This is a genomic window from Pseudomonas sp. Soil_N_39 (assembly GCF_057655955.1).
Genome location: NZ_JBDGLI010000021.1, coordinates 64,588 through 80,562 on the forward strand (window position 1 = coordinate 64,588; position 15,975 = coordinate 80,562).

At 61.8% G+C, this 15,975-nt stretch carries 15 protein-coding genes; 2 read left to right on the top strand and 13 right to left on the bottom strand.

Annotation, left to right across the window (positions count from 1 at the left end; genetic code table 11):
* Positions 1–7 precede the first annotated feature (7 nt).
* The 5 genes from AC3A5O_RS24610 to AC3A5O_RS24630 are packed head-to-tail and all read right to left on the bottom strand — an operon-like array spanning position 8 to position 5,216.
* Positions 8–3,100 carry a pilus assembly protein gene (locus tag AC3A5O_RS24610; RefSeq protein WP_487753850.1) on the bottom strand — a complete coding sequence of 1,031 codons (3,093 nt, stop codon included), beginning with the start codon at positions 3,098–3,100 and terminating at the stop codon, positions 8–10.
* Positions 3,087–3,566: a pilus assembly PilX family protein gene (locus tag AC3A5O_RS24615; protein ID WP_436278779.1), complete on the bottom strand. Its 480-nt coding sequence runs from the start codon at positions 3,564–3,566 to the stop codon at positions 3,087–3,089. The genes AC3A5O_RS24610 and AC3A5O_RS24615 overlap by 14 nt, the downstream gene beginning before the upstream one ends.
* Before the next feature lie 5 nt (positions 3,567–3,571).
* Positions 3,572–4,288 carry a PilW family protein gene (locus AC3A5O_RS24620; protein ID WP_122564934.1) on the bottom strand — a complete coding sequence of 239 codons (717 nt, stop codon included), beginning with the start codon at positions 4,286–4,288 and terminating at the stop codon, positions 3,572–3,574.
* Entirely contained in the window at positions 4,285–4,746 is a 462-nt protein-coding gene (gene pilV / locus AC3A5O_RS24625) for a type IV pilus modification protein PilV (RefSeq protein ID WP_122564935.1), read from the bottom strand. The genes AC3A5O_RS24620 and pilV overlap by 4 nt, the downstream gene beginning before the upstream one ends.
* Positions 4,743–5,216, bottom strand: coding sequence for a GspH/FimT family pseudopilin (locus AC3A5O_RS24630; protein WP_305468553.1), 474 nt, complete (start codon positions 5,214–5,216; stop codon positions 4,743–4,745). The genes pilV and AC3A5O_RS24630 overlap by 4 nt, the downstream gene beginning before the upstream one ends.
* Before the next feature lie 235 nt (positions 5,217–5,451).
* On the opposite strand from AC3A5O_RS24630, the gene AC3A5O_RS24635 reads away from it, so the two are divergent.
* Positions 5,452–5,991: a GspH/FimT family pseudopilin gene (locus AC3A5O_RS24635; RefSeq protein ID WP_122564937.1), complete on the top strand. Its 540-nt coding sequence runs from the start codon at positions 5,452–5,454 to the stop codon at positions 5,989–5,991.
* Here the strand turns inward: AC3A5O_RS24635 and ispH are convergent.
* The 6 genes from ispH to murJ all read right to left on the bottom strand — a co-directional run bounded on the left by ispH (position 5,945) and on the right by murJ (position 13,453).
* Positions 5,945–6,892: a 4-hydroxy-3-methylbut-2-enyl diphosphate reductase gene (gene ispH, locus AC3A5O_RS24640; RefSeq protein WP_487753851.1), complete on the bottom strand. Its 948-nt coding sequence runs from the start codon at positions 6,890–6,892 to the stop codon at positions 5,945–5,947. The two genes, AC3A5O_RS24635 and ispH, sit on opposite strands and share 47 nt — an antisense overlap.
* A gap of 174 nt (positions 6,893–7,066) precedes the next feature.
* Positions 7,067–7,504: an FKBP-type peptidyl-prolyl cis-trans isomerase gene (gene fkpB, locus AC3A5O_RS24645; RefSeq protein ID WP_030140281.1), complete on the bottom strand. Its 438-nt coding sequence runs from the start codon at positions 7,502–7,504 to the stop codon at positions 7,067–7,069.
* Complete coding sequence (gene lspA, locus AC3A5O_RS24650) at positions 7,497–8,009, bottom strand: signal peptidase II (RefSeq protein WP_305468557.1); 513 nt, start codon at positions 8,007–8,009, stop codon at positions 7,497–7,499. The genes fkpB and lspA overlap by 8 nt, the downstream gene beginning before the upstream one ends.
* On the bottom strand, positions 8,002–10,833 hold the full coding sequence (ileS, locus tag AC3A5O_RS24655) for an isoleucine--tRNA ligase (RefSeq protein ID WP_122564939.1): 2,832 nt from the start codon (positions 10,831–10,833) through the stop codon (positions 8,002–8,004). Before ileS ends, lspA begins: the two co-directional genes overlap by 8 nt.
* 13 nt (positions 10,834–10,846) lie before the next feature.
* Complete coding sequence (ribF, locus tag AC3A5O_RS24660) at positions 10,847–11,785, bottom strand: bifunctional riboflavin kinase/FAD synthetase (RefSeq protein WP_053125376.1); 939 nt, start codon at positions 11,783–11,785, stop codon at positions 10,847–10,849.
* A 129-nt stretch (positions 11,786–11,914) separates the two neighbouring features.
* Positions 11,915–13,453, bottom strand: a complete 1,539-nt coding sequence (murJ, locus tag AC3A5O_RS24665) for a murein biosynthesis integral membrane protein MurJ (protein WP_122564940.1) — start codon at positions 13,451–13,453, stop codon at positions 11,915–11,917.
* Between the two features lie 254 nt (positions 13,454–13,707).
* On the opposite strand from murJ, the gene rpsT reads away from it, so the two are divergent.
* Positions 13,708–13,986, top strand: a complete 279-nt coding sequence (gene rpsT / locus AC3A5O_RS24670; RefSeq protein ID WP_003185593.1) for a 30S ribosomal protein S20 — start codon at positions 13,708–13,710, stop codon at positions 13,984–13,986.
* Positions 13,987–14,288: 302 nt separating this feature from the next.
* On the opposite strand, the gene AC3A5O_RS24675 is transcribed toward rpsT, so the two are convergent.
* Positions 14,289–14,744 carry a CreA family protein gene (locus tag AC3A5O_RS24675; protein ID WP_122564942.1) on the bottom strand — a complete coding sequence of 152 codons (456 nt, stop codon included), beginning with the start codon at positions 14,742–14,744 and terminating at the stop codon, positions 14,289–14,291.
* Between the two features lie 9 nt (positions 14,745–14,753).
* The gene (proB, locus tag AC3A5O_RS24680; protein ID WP_122564943.1) at positions 14,754–15,872 is read right to left on the bottom strand and encodes a glutamate 5-kinase; all 1,119 of its coding nucleotides are present in this window, start codon (positions 15,870–15,872) and stop codon (positions 14,754–14,756) included.
* Between the last annotated feature and the right edge of the window lie 103 nt (positions 15,873–15,975).

Below are 15,975 nucleotides of genomic sequence, written 5' to 3' on the forward strand. Positions count from 1 at the left end.
GTTGCCCTCATTGTATTTGCCGCCACATGATACGGCGGCTGCCGCCGACGGTTTTGCCCAGCAGGTCGGTGATACCGCCACCGGAATCGTTCACGATCATGTTGGTGGCGCCGTTGGCGTTGACGACGGCGCTCAGGGTCGGGATGCCGCCCGTGAACACCACGCCGGCGGAAATCGTGTCGAGACTGGTGAGCGAACCATCGTTATTGGTATCGAGTACCGCATAGTTGAGCATCTTACCGCTGAACGCATCCAACTCGATCAGTTTGCCGGTACCGAAGCTGGCGCAAGGGTCGGTGGTGTCCACGGCGGCCGTGGTAAAGATCACGCGGCCGAGCACCAGGTTGGCCGGGTTGATGACCCGCTCCCCGGTCAACGCATTGTTGTACACCAAAGGCAGGTACCAGCCATTCCTCGCAGGATATGTAACGTCGGTCTGGCTGGTGGTCACGAATTGCCCGGTGCTGCCTGAAAACACCCCCGTGATCGACTGGGCCTGCAGGCTCGACACAGTGATTTGCCCCCCGCCACCCGTGGCGTCCCAGATCGAATAGAACGCTTGCAGATCCTTGTTGAGCTTGTCGGCCGCTTCGTTGAACTTGCCGGTACCGAAAAACACTTGGGTGCCGCCCTGGGGGTTGTCTGCCAGCAGAGGCTGCACGGTGATCGGCTGGGTCGCGCCGCCGGGGGCGGTGAACAATGGCTGGCCGGCGAACGCCAGGCCCCATGTGGTGGGCGAGGTGCCGCTGAGGTCGAATTTCCACATCCGCCCCTTCAAGTCGCCACCGTACGCGGCCTGCACCACATTCTGGGAGTTGACCCGCAGCTTGACCGACGACAGGCCGTTATCGGTCTCACTGCTGTTGATGACGATTTTGCGGATCAGCGAACCGTCACGGATATCCACCACGTACAACGCCGCCACGCCGCTGTTGCTGCCATAGCCGTTGGCGATGAACGCCGCCCAGCGACCGTCCGCCAGGCGCGCGACTTCAGGGCGTGCGTAGGCGTAGCCCAGGTCATTGAAGGCATTGGCGGTGCTGGCAACGGTTGGCGCGCGGATTTCCCACAACGCCCGAAACGCATTGCCCGCCGCCGCATCGAACAGTTGCACCGCGAAGAACGTTTTGCCCCCGGCACCCGTGCCGCCCAGGGCCACGGTCTTCCAGGCGCTGCCCGATTGCACATCGAACACGCCGACCTGCCCATCCACCAAAAACTTGTGGCTCACGCCATTGATGTAATTGGTGTCGGCAATGTCCTGCAGCGAGGGCAGCACGCTCGAAGGCATGTAGGCATAACGCCGTGTGCCGTTTGCACTGTTGATGACACTGAAAAACCCATCGTTGCCATTCACCACCAGGCTGGTGCTCATGTTCGTCGCCTTGGTCGTCAGATAGGTGCTGTAGCTGGTGTCGTTGAGCAGGTCCGCAGCGGTCTGGTCGTTGGGCGATGCCAGCACCAGCGGCGAATTAATGATGTCCCCCAGCAGCGCGCTGCGCGCCTTCAGGCCGGTTTTGTTGACGCCCTTGCTCCACTCCACCAGATCATTGCCGGTGATCCCCGTGGGCAGGTTCTGGCTGAGGCTGGTTTGCTGGGCCGGCGAAAAATTGCCATAGGCCAGGGTCACCGGCACATTCGTCGCAGTGTTCCAGGACTGATAGATCGGCGGCGTGGCGCCGGGCACGATGGCGGTGTCGGTGGTCCACTGCACCGCTGCCGTGTTGACCGTGCCCGCCGTGGTGAAACCGAACGCCCGGATGGTGCCGCGCCAGTCCTTGGGGTCATACGTGGTTTGGTAGTAGCTTGAGGTACTCGACAACGTGGCGGCGTTGGTGGTGCCACCGCCCCCGGAGCCGGCCTTGGAGGTGATGTCGCTCAAGGCGGATGACAGGGCCGAGTTCAGGCCCTCGCTGTCGCTCGCCGGATAATACTTGCCCGCACCGTAGCGGGCGGCGTCGGACAACATCTGGTTGGTGACGGCAAAACCCACAGTGTAGGTATTGAGGTATTGCCGGGGAAAATCCGTGGCGTTCCAGCTCTTGCCCGTGGCGTCGGTGCCGGTGGAACGCATGTCGACGTCGAAGGCGAACTTGGCGATGTCGTCCAGGTAAAGCGTATCGCCCTCGGCGTCGCCGCTGAGATTGTTGCCATCGTTGCTGCTGATACCATCCCAGTTCGGCAACCGGGCCAAGCCCAGCGGGTCGTTGCTGGGAAACGTTCGGTCAAAGGTGGGCAAGCCGTCGGTGATGACCACGCCGAAGTTTTTCTGGCAACGGTACTGGATCGGGCTGGTATAGGTCGCCGGTGTTCCATTGTAGTAAGGCGCCATGCCCCTGAAATAGCGGGTGACCTCGTAATAGCTCTCGGCCAATGGTGTATTCGCGACGGCGCCCAAACCATTGATGGCGTTGAGCAGGGCACTGTAGTTGCTGTTGGCCTGGGTTTGGGTCACGCTGCCGCTGACCGGTGACAGGTCGCTGATGGCGCGAGCGATGTAGCCCCCGGGGCCAGAGTTGCTGAAATTAGGTGGATTGAACGTGGCGAGCCCAATACGCAGGGCGCGGTTATTGGCGACCAGGTCGTTGGAGACATCCCGTGCCACGTTGATGCGATAGTCGGTGGGGATTGAACCGGTGGTGAAGTCCCGGCTCGAGCCGTTGGCCAAGGTCACCAGATATGCCAGGTACCTACCGGTGTAACGGGTATCACCATTCCCTACAGGGTCCGGCAGCCGCAGACAGATCCGGCCAAGGCTGGGGCGATAGAAACCGTACCAGCCAGACGAGCAGCCGCCACGCAACAGGCCCAACAACAGGATGTTCGAATCGTCCAGGTCCAGCTCATACCTATCGTTGCAGTTGTTACTGGCGTTGCAGGCATAAGTGCGCGTTTGCGTTGCCGTCGGATCAAACCCCGCCGCCCAGATGATGTTGTTCATACTCCCCGAATCATCGATCAGCAACATCACGTTCGGCGTGACGGCGGCCGCACTCAGCAACGGCGAATCCGAAGGCGTGAAGGCATAGGCCGGCGCCGCCAGGTAAAGACTGAGCAACGCCCCCCACAACATCCCCAGCAGCGCCTTAATATTTGGCATAGATGCTCTCCACCACGCTGCGCTGGTTATTGCCCACCACCGCCACCGCCGTGATCCGATACAGCGTCGCCGACGTGTTGACCGGCACGTTGACCGCCGTGAGCGTCGTGCCGATATTCTGCACGCCATAAAACCCACCGGCAGCGGCAACCCAGAGCACCCCCGACCTTGGGTCGCGCCCCGCCACTGTCAGCGTCGCCGACTCGACCGGCGGCGCGCACTGGGTCGTGGTGGTGCATACCGGCAATGAGTACGTTTCGACCTGCACCGCACTTTCGCCCACCCTCAGCGCCGCCTCGGCCACCTGGAACGACTGGTTGCGCAGCATGACGCTGCTGGTCATTTTTTCCTGGAGGGTGGCGCTCTGCATCGACGACAGGCCGATCAGCGTCAGCAGCAACAGGAAGACCAGGCTGACCAGCAATGCCATGCCCCGCTGGCGGTGCACCTGCCCCATCGAAGTCATCTCCTTCATAGCAACCGGTTGCGCAAGGCAGCAACCACATTGAAGGTCTGCTCGCGCACTGCGTTCCTCGGATCAAAGAGCGTCAATGTCAGGCGCACACTGCGGATCAGTGCCGGGTCAGCCGGATTGCTGGTATAGCTCGACGCCGCGATGTCCGTCGCACTGCCGGCCACGCCGAACGTCACGTCGAACGCCCGCACGTTGTCCACCAGCACCGACAGGGTCGGCGGATTGCCAGCGCCGCTGCCCAGCAGCAATTGGTTGTTGTTGAAGCTGTAGACCAGTCGACGGATCGGGAAGGCCAACTGCCCCGTCGCCGGTAACCGCGCGTTGGTATAGGCCGTCGCCGAGGTGCGGCAATCGGAGACGACGGTCCAGGTCGGAGCGCTACCACCACTCCCTATGTCGGCGGTCACCAGGGTCAATCTCCGGTTGGCGTTATCCCAGCGGATCGGGGTGATCTGGCTGGCATTAAAATCATTGGCCGTGGAAGCATCGGTAATGTTCCCCAGACAACCGAACATGCCCACCATGCGAATCTCCTGGACCATCTTGCTCAGGACGAACCGGGCGTCCTCCTGCATCACCGCCGCCGCGCTTTGGCTGATGTAGGTGTTCTTGGCGGCGATGAAAATCTGCACGACACCCAGGATGACAATCAGGCTGAGCACCAGGGCAATCATCAATTCAATCAGGCCGAATCCCCGGCAACGCCTGTTCATGGCGGCGTCCCCGGCGGATCGACGGCGACGCGGCTGGTCAGCACAAAGCTGCGCCGCGCCTCGGCCGCGTCAGTGGTGTTGGCGGCCCGGGCGTCGTCCCAGGAAATGGTGATGGTGTAGACGCGCTGGTTCAGGGCAATGGTGCCAGTGGCCGTGGCGCCGCCGAAGGCGATGATGTTGGTCTTGAAGTCGTAGAGGTCCTGGTCCCGGGCCACGTTGAGGTTCGGCGAGCTGGGCGGTGCGACGGTGTAGTCGGCGCCGGAGTTGGCGCGAATGCGGTCCAGCAGGTCATAGGCAATGAAGCTGGCCTGGCTGGTCATGCGCGAACTGTCGGTGTACTTGAGCGCATTGAGCTGGATCATCGCCGCCCCCAGCAAGCCGACGCCGAGGATCAGTACTGCCACCAGCACTTCGATCAACGTCATGCCGGCCTGCGCCCTTTTACTGCAATCCTTCATCCGCAACTTCCACCCAATACGATTCGTCCATTGAGGCAAACACTCAGCGTCCTGCTCTGCGCCCCTCTCACGTAATTGAAGCTCACCGGCGTGGCCGGTGCCGATAACCCACCGAGGTTGTTGAAATCGATGTTGCTCACCTCTGAGGTTAGCGTCAGAGTCGCGCCGCTGCTCATCGCTGGAACAACCCGCAATATATTGGGCGACGAGCCAGTACTGTCATACACCGTGAGTTCGCCGTTCCAGACGCTGCCCTCGACCGTAGGGCGGATACGTGTGGTGACACCGCGGTCGATCGCCTCCATCCGGGCAAAGTTCAGCGCCCGGCGCAGATCGCCAATCTCGGTATCGGCCTTGGTGCCCTGCATCGATCCGGTAAAGGCCGGCACCGCCATGGTAATCAGGATCAGCAACACGCCAAGAGCCACCAGCACCTCGATCAGCGTGAAACCTTTTGTACGAAGATCCATCGATGCCCTCCGTTGCCGTCGGCTATACCTGCTTCTACACGCTAGAACAAACCACTGCTTGTGGCGAGGGAGCTTGCTCCCGCTCGGCCGGGCTGGCGCTCCAGCGCGTAGCGGCCGCTATCTTGGGGCTGCTGCGCAGCCCAGCGGGAGCAAGCTCTCTCGCCACAACAGGCTTCCCACCACATCGAGTTCTTACACTGTCGCGTAGCTTCACGCTCTCCAGGGAGGAGACGTCATGTATCAACAGGGCTTCAGCCTGATCGAACTGCTCATGGGACTGGCAATTGCCGCAATTGTTCTACCGTGGGCCGGCGCGGGCTACAAAGAGCTGATCGAGTCCATCGAACGCGAGGATACCGCGCAGTTGCTGATCAGCGGGCTGCGTAGCGCGCGCAGCGAAGCCATCATGCGTAACCGGACGGTCGTGCTCAGCGGTATCGACAATGATTGGGGCCGGGGCTGGCGCATCACCCTGGACGACAAGGAGAAGACCGTGCTGATGGAGCGCCGTGCAAACGCTCGGGTGATGGGCAACTGGCCGGTGAAACGCCGGGTGAGGTTTGGCAGCCAGGGCGAAGCACTGCAAACCAGCGGCGCCTTCCAGGCCGGCAGGCTGCATGTCTGCGCCAAACGCGGGCCGGTCAGCCATCATCAAGTGATATTGGCACCTTCCGGCCGCGTCCGGCTGGAAAGTGTTAAAGCCGAGCAGGCCCTGTGCGAAAAAGGACTTAAAGCAAGGAGCGGACGCGCAGCTCTTTCGGCATCGAGAACGTAATGTTTTCCTCGCGACCGGCCAACTCATCGGCACCGGTTGCGCCCCAGGCCTGCAATTGCTGGATCACGCCACGCACCAAGACTTCCGGCGCGGAAGCACCGGCGGTGATGCCGATACGCTCGACGCCCTCGAACCAGCTGCGTTGCATGTCCTCGGCGCCATCGATCAGGTAGGCCGGGGTGGACATGCGCTCGGCCAGCTCGCGCAAGCGGTTGGAGTTGGAGCTGTTCGGGCTGCCGACGACCAGCACCACATCGCATTCGTTGGCCAGTTGCTTGACCGCATCCTGGCGGTTCTGGGTGGCGTAGCAGATGTCATCCTTGCGCGGGCCACCGATGGCCGGAAAGCGCGCACGCAGGGCGTCGATCACGCGGCTGGTGTCGTCCATGGACAGGGTCGTCTGGGTCACGAAAGCCAGGCTCTCGGGGTTGCGTACCTGCAAGGCCGCAACGTCCTCCTCGTCTTCGACCAGGTAGATCGCACCGCCGTTGCTGGCATCGTATTGGCCCATGGTGCCTTCGACTTCCGGGTGGCCTTCATGGCCGATCAGGATGCATTCGCGACCGTCACGGCTGTAGCGCGCCACTTCGATGTGCACTTTGGTCACCAATGGGCACGTCGCGTCGAACACCTTCAGGCCACGGCCGGCGGCTTCGCTGCGTACTGCCTGGGAAACCCCGTGGGCACTGAAGATCACGATGACGTCATCCGGCACCTGATCCAGTTCCTCGACGAAAATCGCCCCGCGGCTGCGCAGGTCTTCGACGACGAATTTGTTGTGGACCACTTCGTGGCGCACGTAGATCGGCGGCCCGAAGACTTCCAGGGCGCGGTTGACGATTTCGATCGCCCGGTCCACACCAGCGCAGAAGCCACGGGGGTTGGCGAGTTTGATATGCATGCTGTGCCTCGTGTCTTGCGCGCAAGAAATTGAATCAATGTAATTCAGTGTGGGAGCGAGCTTGCTCGCGATAGCGGTGTGTCAGTCAACATCACTGTTGAATAATCTACCGCAATCGCGAGCAAGCTCGCTCCCACAGTGAATCGGGTGGCAGCAGAAGCTGCCCGTCAAACGTTAAACCGCCTTGACCTCAAGGATTTCCACTTCGAAGTTCAAGGTCTTGCCCGCCAACGGATGGTTGAAGTCCACGGTCACCTGGGCATCATCGAACGCCTTCACCACACCCGGCAGTTCGGTATTGGCCGCGTCGTTGAAGATCACCAGTAGGCCCTCGGACAGCTCCATGTCCTGGAACTGGGAGCGTGGCATGGTCTGCACGTTTTGCGGGTTGGGCTGACCAAAGGCGTTTTCCGGTGGCACGACCACGGTGCGCTTGTCCCCAGCCTTGAAACCGAAGATCGCCGCTTCGAAGCCTGGCAGCAGGTTGCCGTCACCGACCTTGAACACCGCCGGAGCCTTGTCGAAGGTGCTGTCGACGGTGTCACCGTTTTCCAGGTGCAGGGCGAAGTGAAGCTTCACTTCGGTGTTTTGAGCGATACGCTGCTCAGTCATGGACGGCTTCTCCGGTTTTCTTGCTCTTGAACATGTCCAGGGCGAGCATCACGGCGCCCACGCTGATGGCGCTGTCGGCAAAGTTGAACGCCGGGAAATACCAGCGGTTCTGCCAGTGCACCAGGATGAAATCAATGACGTGGCCCAGGGCGATGCGGTCATAGAGATTGCCCAAGGCGCCACCGAGCACCAAGGCCAGCGCCACGGCCAGCCAGGTCTCATTGCGCCCCAGGCGCTTGAGCCAGACCACCAGCACGGCACTGACCACAAGGGCAATCAGGGCGAACAGCCAGCGCTGCCAGCCGGAACTGTCGGCCAGGAAACTGAACGCTGCCCCGGTGTTGTAGGCCAGGGTCCAGCTGAAGTAATCAGGAATGATCACGATCTGCTGGTACAGGGTCAAAGAGCTTTCAAAGTAGAACTTGCTGGCCTGGTCGATGACCAGTACCAGCACGCTCAACCAGAGCCAGCCCAGCCGTCCGAAACGGCCCGCTGCGTTAGGCATAGTGGCGAACCTCGCCAGTGCCGCTGATGTTGTCGACGCAACGGCCACAGATTTCCGGATGCTCCGGGTTCACGCCGACGTCTTCGCGGCAGTGCCAGCAGCGGGCGCACTTGGTGTGGTTCGACTTGACGATCTTCAGCTTCAGGCCGCTGACTTCAGTGGTCACCGCATCGGCCGGCGCCTGCACGAAAGGTGCAACGCTGGCGGTGGAGGTGATCAGCACGAAGCGCAGCTCGTTGCCCAGCTTGGCCAGGTCGGCACTCAGGGCGTCTTCGGCGTAGAGGGTGACTTCGGCCTGGAGGTTGCCACCGACGGCCTTGGCCGCCCGCTGGATCTCCATTTCCTTGTTGACCGCAGCCTTGACCGCCATCACACGATCCCAATACGCACGGTCCAGCTCGAAGCCTTGCGGCAGTTCGGTCAGGCCTTCGTACCAGGTGTTGAGCATCACCGATTCGTTGCGCTCGCCCGGCAGGTACTGCCACAGCTCGTCGGCGGTGAACGCCAGGATAGGCGCGATCCAGCGCACCAGCGCCTCGCTGATGTGGAACAGCGCGGTCTGGCACGAACGACGGGCCTTGCTGTTGGCGCCAGTGGTGTACTGGCGGTCCTTGATGATGTCGAGGTAGAAACCACCGAGCTCCTGCACGCAGAAGTTGTGGATCTTGGAGTAGACGTTCCAGAAGCGGTATTCGCCGTAGTGTTCCTGCAATTCGCGTTGCAGCAGCAGGGTACGGTCCACGGCCCAACGGTCCAGCGCGAGCATTTCTTCAGCCGGCAGCAGGTCGGTGGCCGGGTTGAAGCCGGTCAGGTTGGAAAGCAGGAAGCGCGCGGTGTTGCGGATCCGCCGGTAGGCGTCCGCGCTGCGCTGCAGGATCTGCTCGGAAACGGCCATCTCGCCGGAGTAGTCGGTGGAGGCCACCCACAGGCGCATGATGTCGGCGCCCAGGGTGTCGTTGACCTTCTGCGGCGCGATCACGTTGCCCAGGGACTTGGACATCTTGCGGCCAGATTCGTCGACGGTGAAGCCGTGGGTCAGCAGCTCACGGTACGGCGCGTGGTTGTCGATGGCGCAACCGGTCAGCAGCGAGGAGTGGAACCAGCCACGGTGCTGGTCCGAACCTTCCAGGTACAGGTCGGCGCGCGGGCCGGTCTCGTGGCCCATCGGGTGCGAGCCACGCAGTACGTGCCAATGGGTGGTGCCGGAATCGAACCAGACGTCCAGGGTGTCGCTGATCTTGTCGTACAGCGGCGCTTCATCGCCCAACAGCTCAGCGGCATCGAGCTTGAACCAAGCTTCGATGCCTTCGGCTTCGACGCGCTTGGCCACGACTTCCATCAGTTCAACCGTGCGCGGGTGCAACTCGCCGCTTTCCTTGTTCAGGAAGAACGGGATCGGCACGCCCCAGTTGCGCTGACGGGAGATGCACCAGTCCGGACGGTTGGCGATCATCGAGTGCAGGCGCGCCTGGCCCCAGGCTGGCACGAACTGGGTTTCTTCGATGGCCTTGAGCGAACGCTGGCGCAGGGTGTCGCCGCTGGTGGGCTGCTTGTCCATGCCGATGAACCACTGCGCGGTGGCGCGGTAGATCAGCGGGGTCTTGTGGCGCCAGCAGTGCATGTAGCTGTGTTCGATAACGGTGGTGTGCAGCAACGCGCCGACTTCGGTCAGCTTGTCGACGATGGCCGGGTTGGCTTTCCAGATGAACTGGCCGCCAAAGAACTCCAGCGACGGTACGTACACGCCATTGCTCTGCACCGGATTGAGGATGTCGTCGTTGACCATGCCGTATTTCTTGCAGGTCACGAAGTCGTCGACGCCATAGGCCGGCGCGGAGTGAACCACGCCCGTGCCTGCGCCCAGTTCCACGTAGTCGGCCAGGTACACCGGCGACAGGCGGTCATAGAACGGATGACGGAAATTGATCAGCTCCAGCGCCGAACCTGGGGCGGTGGCGATCACCGAACCTTCGAGGTTGTAGCGGGCCAGGCAGGCTTCGACCAGCTCTTCGGCCAGCACCAACAGCTTGTCGCCGACGTCGACCAGGGCGTAGTTGAATTCCGGGTGGACGTTCAGCGCCTGGTTGGCCGGGATGGTCCACGGGGTGGTGGTCCAGATCACGATCGACGCCGGCTTGGCCAGCTTGCCCAGGCCGAAAGCGGCGGCGAGCTTGTCTTCATCGGCGATCGGGAACGCGACGTCGATGGTCGAGGACTTCTTGTTCTCGTACTCGACTTCCGCCTCGGCCAGGGCCGAACCGCAATCGAAGCACCAGTTGACCGGCTTGAGGCCCTTGAACACGAAGCCGCCCTCGACGATTTTCGCCAGGGCACGGATTTCGCCGGCTTCGTTCTTGAAGTCCATGGTCTTGTACGGATTGGCGAAGTCGCCCAACACGCCGAGGCGGATGAACTCGGACTTCTGCCCTTCGATCTGCTCGGTGGCGTAGGCACGGCACAGCTCGCGGGTCTTGTCCGCGCCCAGGTTCTTGCCGTGGGTCACTTCGACTTTGTGCTCGATCGGCAGGCCATGGCAGTCCCAGCCCGGGACATACGGCGCATCAAAACCCGACAGGGTCTTGGAGCGGATGATCATGTCCTTGAGAATCTTGTTCAGCGCGTGACCGATGTGGATGGTGCCGTTGGCGTACGGAGGGCCGTCGTGCAGGACGAACTTCGGACGATCCTTGCCAATTTCGCGCAACTTTCCGTACAGGCCAATGCTGTCCCAACGCTGCAGAATCTGTGGTTCGCGCTGAGGCAGGCCGGCCTTCATTGGGAAGGCGGTGTCCGGAAGGTTTAGCGTGGCTTTATAGTCGGTCATTTAAGGCTCTTCATTAGCGATTGGCGCTGGTTGCGACAAGGGCACGGGCGGCGGCGATATCTGCATGGATCGCCGTCTTGAGCGCCTCCAGAGAGGCAAAACGCTGCTCTTCACGCAGCTTATGGTGGAAAACCACCGTCAAACGCCGGTCATACAGATCGCCGGCAAAATCCAGAACATGTACTTCAAGGTGGGCCTTGCCATCGCCCTGGACCGTGGGTCGCACGCCGATGTTGGCGACACCGGGCCAGGTCTTGCCGTCGATCTCGACACTCACCAGGAACACCCCGGTCAGCGGCACACGACGACGCTTGAGCTGCACGTTGGCCGTCGGCGTGCCCAATTGGCGCGCCAGTTTCTGCCCGTGCAGGATCCGCCCGGCAATCCGGTACGGCCGGCCGAGCAAGCGCTCGGCCAATTCGAAGTCGGCCGCCGCCAGGGCATTGCGGACCTGGGTGCTGCTGACGCGCAAGCCGTCCATCTCGACGGTCTGCGCCGCTTCGACGGTGAACCCTTGGGCGATACCGGCCTGTTGCAGGTAATCGAAATCCCCGGACCGGTCGCAACCGAAACGGAAATCATCGCCGACTTCCAGATGCTTCACATCGAGACCGTCCACCAGGATGGTATCGACGAACTCGGCGGCGCTGAGCTTGCTCAGGCGCTGGTTGAAGGCCAGGCACAGGACCCGGTCGACGCCTTCGGCGGCCAGCAATTGCAGCTTGTCCCGCAAGCGGGCCAGACGGGCCGGAGCGGTGTCCGGGGCGAAAAATTCCCGCGGCTGCGGCTCGAAAATCACCACGCAGCTGGGCACGCCCAACTCCAGCGCACGCTCGCGCAGTCGCGCCAGGATAGCCTGGTGGCCACGGTGAACACCGTCAAAGTTGCCAATAGTGGCGACACAGCCCCGATGCTGGGGGCGCAGGTTGTGGAGGCCTCGAACCAGCTGCATAACGCGCTTCTTGCTCATAAAGTGGCCGATTATAACCACACCCGGCGGCCGACGACAGGCAACACCGCACCCCAAAGTGATCGAACCGACAAAACCGCTGCCCGGCCCGGGATTATCAAGGTCCCGTCCTCAGCCCAAGGCCTTGCGATTGAAGTCGCGCAGACGGAACCCCATCAGCAGCAACATGCCGAAATACGCCACCACACCGGCCACCACCAGCGCACCCAGGCGAAGGAAACGCTCGAGCATCTGCCCTTCGCCCCAGGCCGGCATGAAATGCATCGCTCCCAGCAACACCGCCGACATCACAGCCACAGCGACCAGCAGCTTGAGGCCGAACTTGCCCCAGCCCGGCTGCGGTTGATACATCTTCTGCTTGCGCAACTGGTAAAACAGCAACCCGGCGTTGAGGCAGGCGCCGGCGCTGATCGCCAAGGCCAGGCCGGCGTGGGCCAACGGGCCGATGAGCAGCAGGTTGAACAACTGGGTCATCACCAGGGTGAAAATGGCGATCTTCACCGGCGTTCGAATGTTCTGTTGGGCGTAGAACCCTGGCGCCAGCACCTTGATCACAATGATCCCGAGCAAGCCCACCGAATAAGCGATCAGTGCCCGCTGGGTCATCAAGGCATCGAAGGCATTGAATTGGCCGTACTGGAACAGCGAGACCGTCAGCGGCTCGGCGAGAATCCCCAGCGCCAGGGCGCACGGCAACACCAGCACGAAACACAGGCGCAGGCCCCAATCGAGAATCCGCGAGTATTCGTGGCGGTCCTGGCTGGCGTAGGTCTTGGCCAGGGTTGGCAGCAGGATCGTGCCCAGGGCCACGCCCAGCACGCCGGACGGCAATTCCATCAGGCGGTCGGCGTAGTACATCCACGACACCGAGCCGGCCACCAGGAACGAGGCAAAGATGGTGTTGATGATCAGGGAAATCTGGCTCACCGACACCCCCAGGATCGCCGGCAGCATCTGCTTCATCACCCGCCACACGCCGCTGTCGCGCAGGTTCAACCGTGGCAGCACCAGCATGCCGATCTTTTTCAAGTGCGGCAGTTGATAGAGCAACTGCGCCAGGCCACCCACCAGCACCGCCCAGCCCAGGGCCATCACCGGCGGGTCGAAGTACGGTGTCAGGAACACGGCGAAAACGATCATGCTGACGTTGAGCAGGGTCGGCACAAAGGCCGGCACGGAAAAGCGGTTCCAGGTATTGAGGATCGCCCCGGCCAGGGACGACAGGGAAATCAGCAATATATAAGGAAAGGTTACTCGCAGCAGGTCGGAGGTGAGCTGGAATTTTTCCGGGGTGTCGGTGAAGCCCGGCGCGGTGGCCCAGATCACCCAGGGCGCGGCAAGCATGCCGGCGGCCGTGACCAGCGCCAGCACCAAGGTCAGCAAGCCAGTGACGTAGGCAATGAAGGTGCGGGTCGCCTCGTCGCCTTTCTGGCTTTTATATTCCGCCAGGATCGGCACGAAGGCCTGGGAGAACGCCCCTTCGGCGAAGATCCGCCGCAACAGGTTGGGCAGCTTGAAGGCGATGAAGAAGGCGTCGGTGGCCATCCCCGCGCCGAATATCCGTGCGATCAACGTATCGCGAACGAACCCCAGGACGCGGGAAAGCATCGTGATAGAGCTGACGGCGGCCAACGATTTGAGCAGATTCATGAAAAGAGTTTTTGCCTGTCGATAAACAGCAGGCGAACAACGCGCCCACTTGTGCGATACTCCGCGCCGCTAAACAGTGCAGAGCCAAAGCCCGCGAGTTTACAGGTCGCACGCCGGAAAGAAATCCTTCGGTGCGCAGCACCTGCCATTCAGCGGAACGCGTCACCCGCCCTTGACAAGACTTCAACTCATCGGCATGATTCGCGGCCTATTTTGTTTGCTATTTCCCAAAAAGTCTTTCGAGGAGCTCGACGGTGGCCAACACACCTTCCGCCAAAAAACGTGCAAAACAGGCTGAGAAGCGTCGCAGCCACAACGCCAGCCTGCGTTCCATGGTCCGTACCTACATCAAGAACGTAGTTAAGGCCATCGACGCAAAAGACGCTGAAAAAGCTCAAGCTGCTTACGTTCTGGCTGTGCCAGTTATCGACCGTATGGCCGATAAAGGCATCATCCACAAGAACAAGGCTGCTCGCCATAAGAGCCGTTTGAATGGCCACGTAAAGGCCCTGAACGTTGCCGCTGCTGCCTAAGCGACGCGCTCGTTAAAAAACCGACCTCAGGGTCGGTTTTTTATTGCCTGCGATTTACCCCTAACCAGCTCCCTCCCACACTGGATATTCAGCGGGCATGAATTTTGTGCCCACCATAAATCCCCCTGTGGGAGCGAGCTTGCTCGCGATAGCGGTGGGTCAGACGATGGAGATGGCGACTGCATTGCCGTCATCGCGAGCAAGCTCGCTCCCACACCTGGATCTGTCGATCTGACCATTGGCATAACAACATCCATGGAGATTAAAAAAGCGAGCCGATCGGCCCGCCCGTCATTCGACAGTTAACGCCAAGGCAAGATCGGAATGGCCGTCACCGCATTCTGCGGACTGCCCTCGATCACGCGATCGCTGTAGACCAGGTACACCAGCGTATTGCGTTTCTTGTCGAGGAACCGCACCACCTGCATGGTCTTGAACACCAACGAAGTGCGCTCGCGGAACACCTCTTCGCCGTCCTTGAGCTCCCCCTTGAAGCTGATGGGCCCGACCTGGCGACAGGCGATGGACGCCTCGGCGCGATCCTCGGCCAGACCCAGGCCGCCTTTTACACCGCCGGTCTTGGCCCGCGACAGGTAACAGGTCACGCCCTCCACCTTGGGATCGTCGAACGCCTCGACCACAATCCGGTCATTGGGCCCGACGAACTTGAACACGGTCGACACCTGGCCAATTTCCTCGGCCGAAGCCAACAGCGGCACTGCCAGCAGCAAGCCGATCAATCCTTTTGCCAAACCCATGATTTTTCCTTAGACGAGGATAAGGTTGTCACGGTGGACCAGTTCGGGCTCCGCCATGTAACCCAACAGACCAACAATCGCATCAGACGACTGACCAATGATTTTCTGCGCTTCCAGCGCGCTGTAGTTGGCCAGGCCACGGGCGATCTCGCGACCGTCCGGCGCCACGCACACCACCATTTCGCCCCGACGGAAACTGCCCTGGACCAGCTTCACGCCCACCGGCAGCAGGCTCTTGTTGCCTTGGGACAAGGCCGACACGGCGCCAGCGTCCAGCACCAGAGTGCCACGGGTTTGCAGGTGCCCGGCCAGCCACTGCTTGCGCGCCGCCAGCATGCCGCGTTCCGGGGAGAGCAAAGTGCCAATGCGTTCGCCCGACTTCAGACGATCCAACACCCGCTCCAGCCGACCGCCGACAATGATGGTGTGAGCCCCGGAGCGCGCCGCCAAACGGGCGGCACGCAATTTGGTCTGCATGCCGCCACGGCCCAGCGCACCGCCCGTGCCGCCCGCCACCGCATCCAGCGCCGGATCGTCGGCACGGGCTTCATAGATCAGCTTCGCATCGGGGTTATTGCGCGGATCGGCGTTGAACATGCCGTCGCGATCCGTGAGGATCACCAGCAGGTCCGCCTCCACCAGGTTCGCCACCAGCGCGGCCAGGGTGTCGTTGTCGCCGAAACGGATCTCGTCGGTGACCACCGTATCGTTCTCGTTGATCACCGGGATGACTTTCAGCTCGACCAACGCCCGCAAGGTACTGCGGGCATTGAGGTAACGCTTGCGGTCGGACAGGTCGTCGTGGGTCAGCAGGATCTGCGCCGTATGGCGACCGTGCTCGGCAAAGCTTGATTCCCAGGCCTGCACCAGGCCCATCTGGCCGATGGCGGCAGCGGCCTGCAACTCGTGCATCGCGCTGGGTCGCGACGTCCAGCCCAGGCGGCTCATACCGGCAGCCACAGCGCCGGAAGAGACCAATACCAGCTCGACGCCAGCCTCATGCAAGGCCACCATCTGCTCGACCCACACCGCCATTGCCTGGCGATCCAGGCCCTTGCCATCCGCTGTCAGCAGTGCGCTACCGATCTTCACGACCCAGCGCTGCGCACCCGTCACCTTGCTCCGCATCATCTTCAACCTTTGCCAGCGGACGACGCGACCCAGCGCCGCCCATGGGATTATTCGTATTTGCGTTTTACAGATACCAAAACGCCGCTCGAATGAGCGGCGC

Coding starts and splice junctions, on each gene's coding strand:
- AC3A5O_RS24610 (WP_487753850.1), bottom strand. CDS start 3,100: ATGCCAAATATTAAGGCGCTGCTGGGGATGTTGTGGGGGGCGTTGCTC.
- AC3A5O_RS24615 (WP_436278779.1), bottom strand. CDS start 3,566: ATGACTTCGATGGGGCAGGTGCACCGCCAGCGGGGCATGGCATTGCTG.
- AC3A5O_RS24620 (WP_122564934.1), bottom strand. CDS start 4,288: ATGAACAGGCGTTGCCGGGGATTCGGCCTGATTGAATTGATGATTGCC.
- pilV (WP_122564935.1), bottom strand. CDS start 4,746: ATGAAGGATTGCAGTAAAAGGGCGCAGGCCGGCATGACGTTGATCGAA.
- AC3A5O_RS24630 (WP_305468553.1), bottom strand. CDS start 5,216: ATGGATCTTCGTACAAAAGGTTTCACGCTGATCGAGGTGCTGGTGGCT.
- AC3A5O_RS24635 (WP_122564937.1), top strand. CDS start 5,452: ATGTATCAACAGGGCTTCAGCCTGATCGAACTGCTCATGGGACTGGCA.
- ispH (WP_487753851.1), bottom strand. CDS start 6,892: ATGCATATCAAACTCGCCAACCCCCGTGGCTTCTGCGCTGGTGTGGAC.
- fkpB (WP_030140281.1), bottom strand. CDS start 7,504: ATGACTGAGCAGCGTATCGCTCAAAACACCGAAGTGAAGCTTCACTTC.
- lspA (WP_305468557.1), bottom strand. CDS start 8,009: ATGCCTAACGCAGCGGGCCGTTTCGGACGGCTGGGCTGGCTCTGGTTG.
- ileS (WP_122564939.1), bottom strand. CDS start 10,833: ATGACCGACTATAAAGCCACGCTAAACCTTCCGGACACCGCCTTCCCA.
- ribF (WP_053125376.1), bottom strand. CDS start 11,785: ATGCAGCTGGTTCGAGGCCTCCACAACCTGCGCCCCCAGCATCGGGGC.
- murJ (WP_122564940.1), bottom strand. CDS start 13,453: ATGAATCTGCTCAAATCGTTGGCCGCCGTCAGCTCTATCACGATGCTT.
- AC3A5O_RS24675 (WP_122564942.1), bottom strand. CDS start 14,744: ATGGGTTTGGCAAAAGGATTGATCGGCTTGCTGCTGGCAGTGCCGCTG.
- proB (WP_122564943.1), bottom strand. CDS start 15,872: ATGCGGAGCAAGGTGACGGGTGCGCAGCGCTGGGTCGTGAAGATCGGT.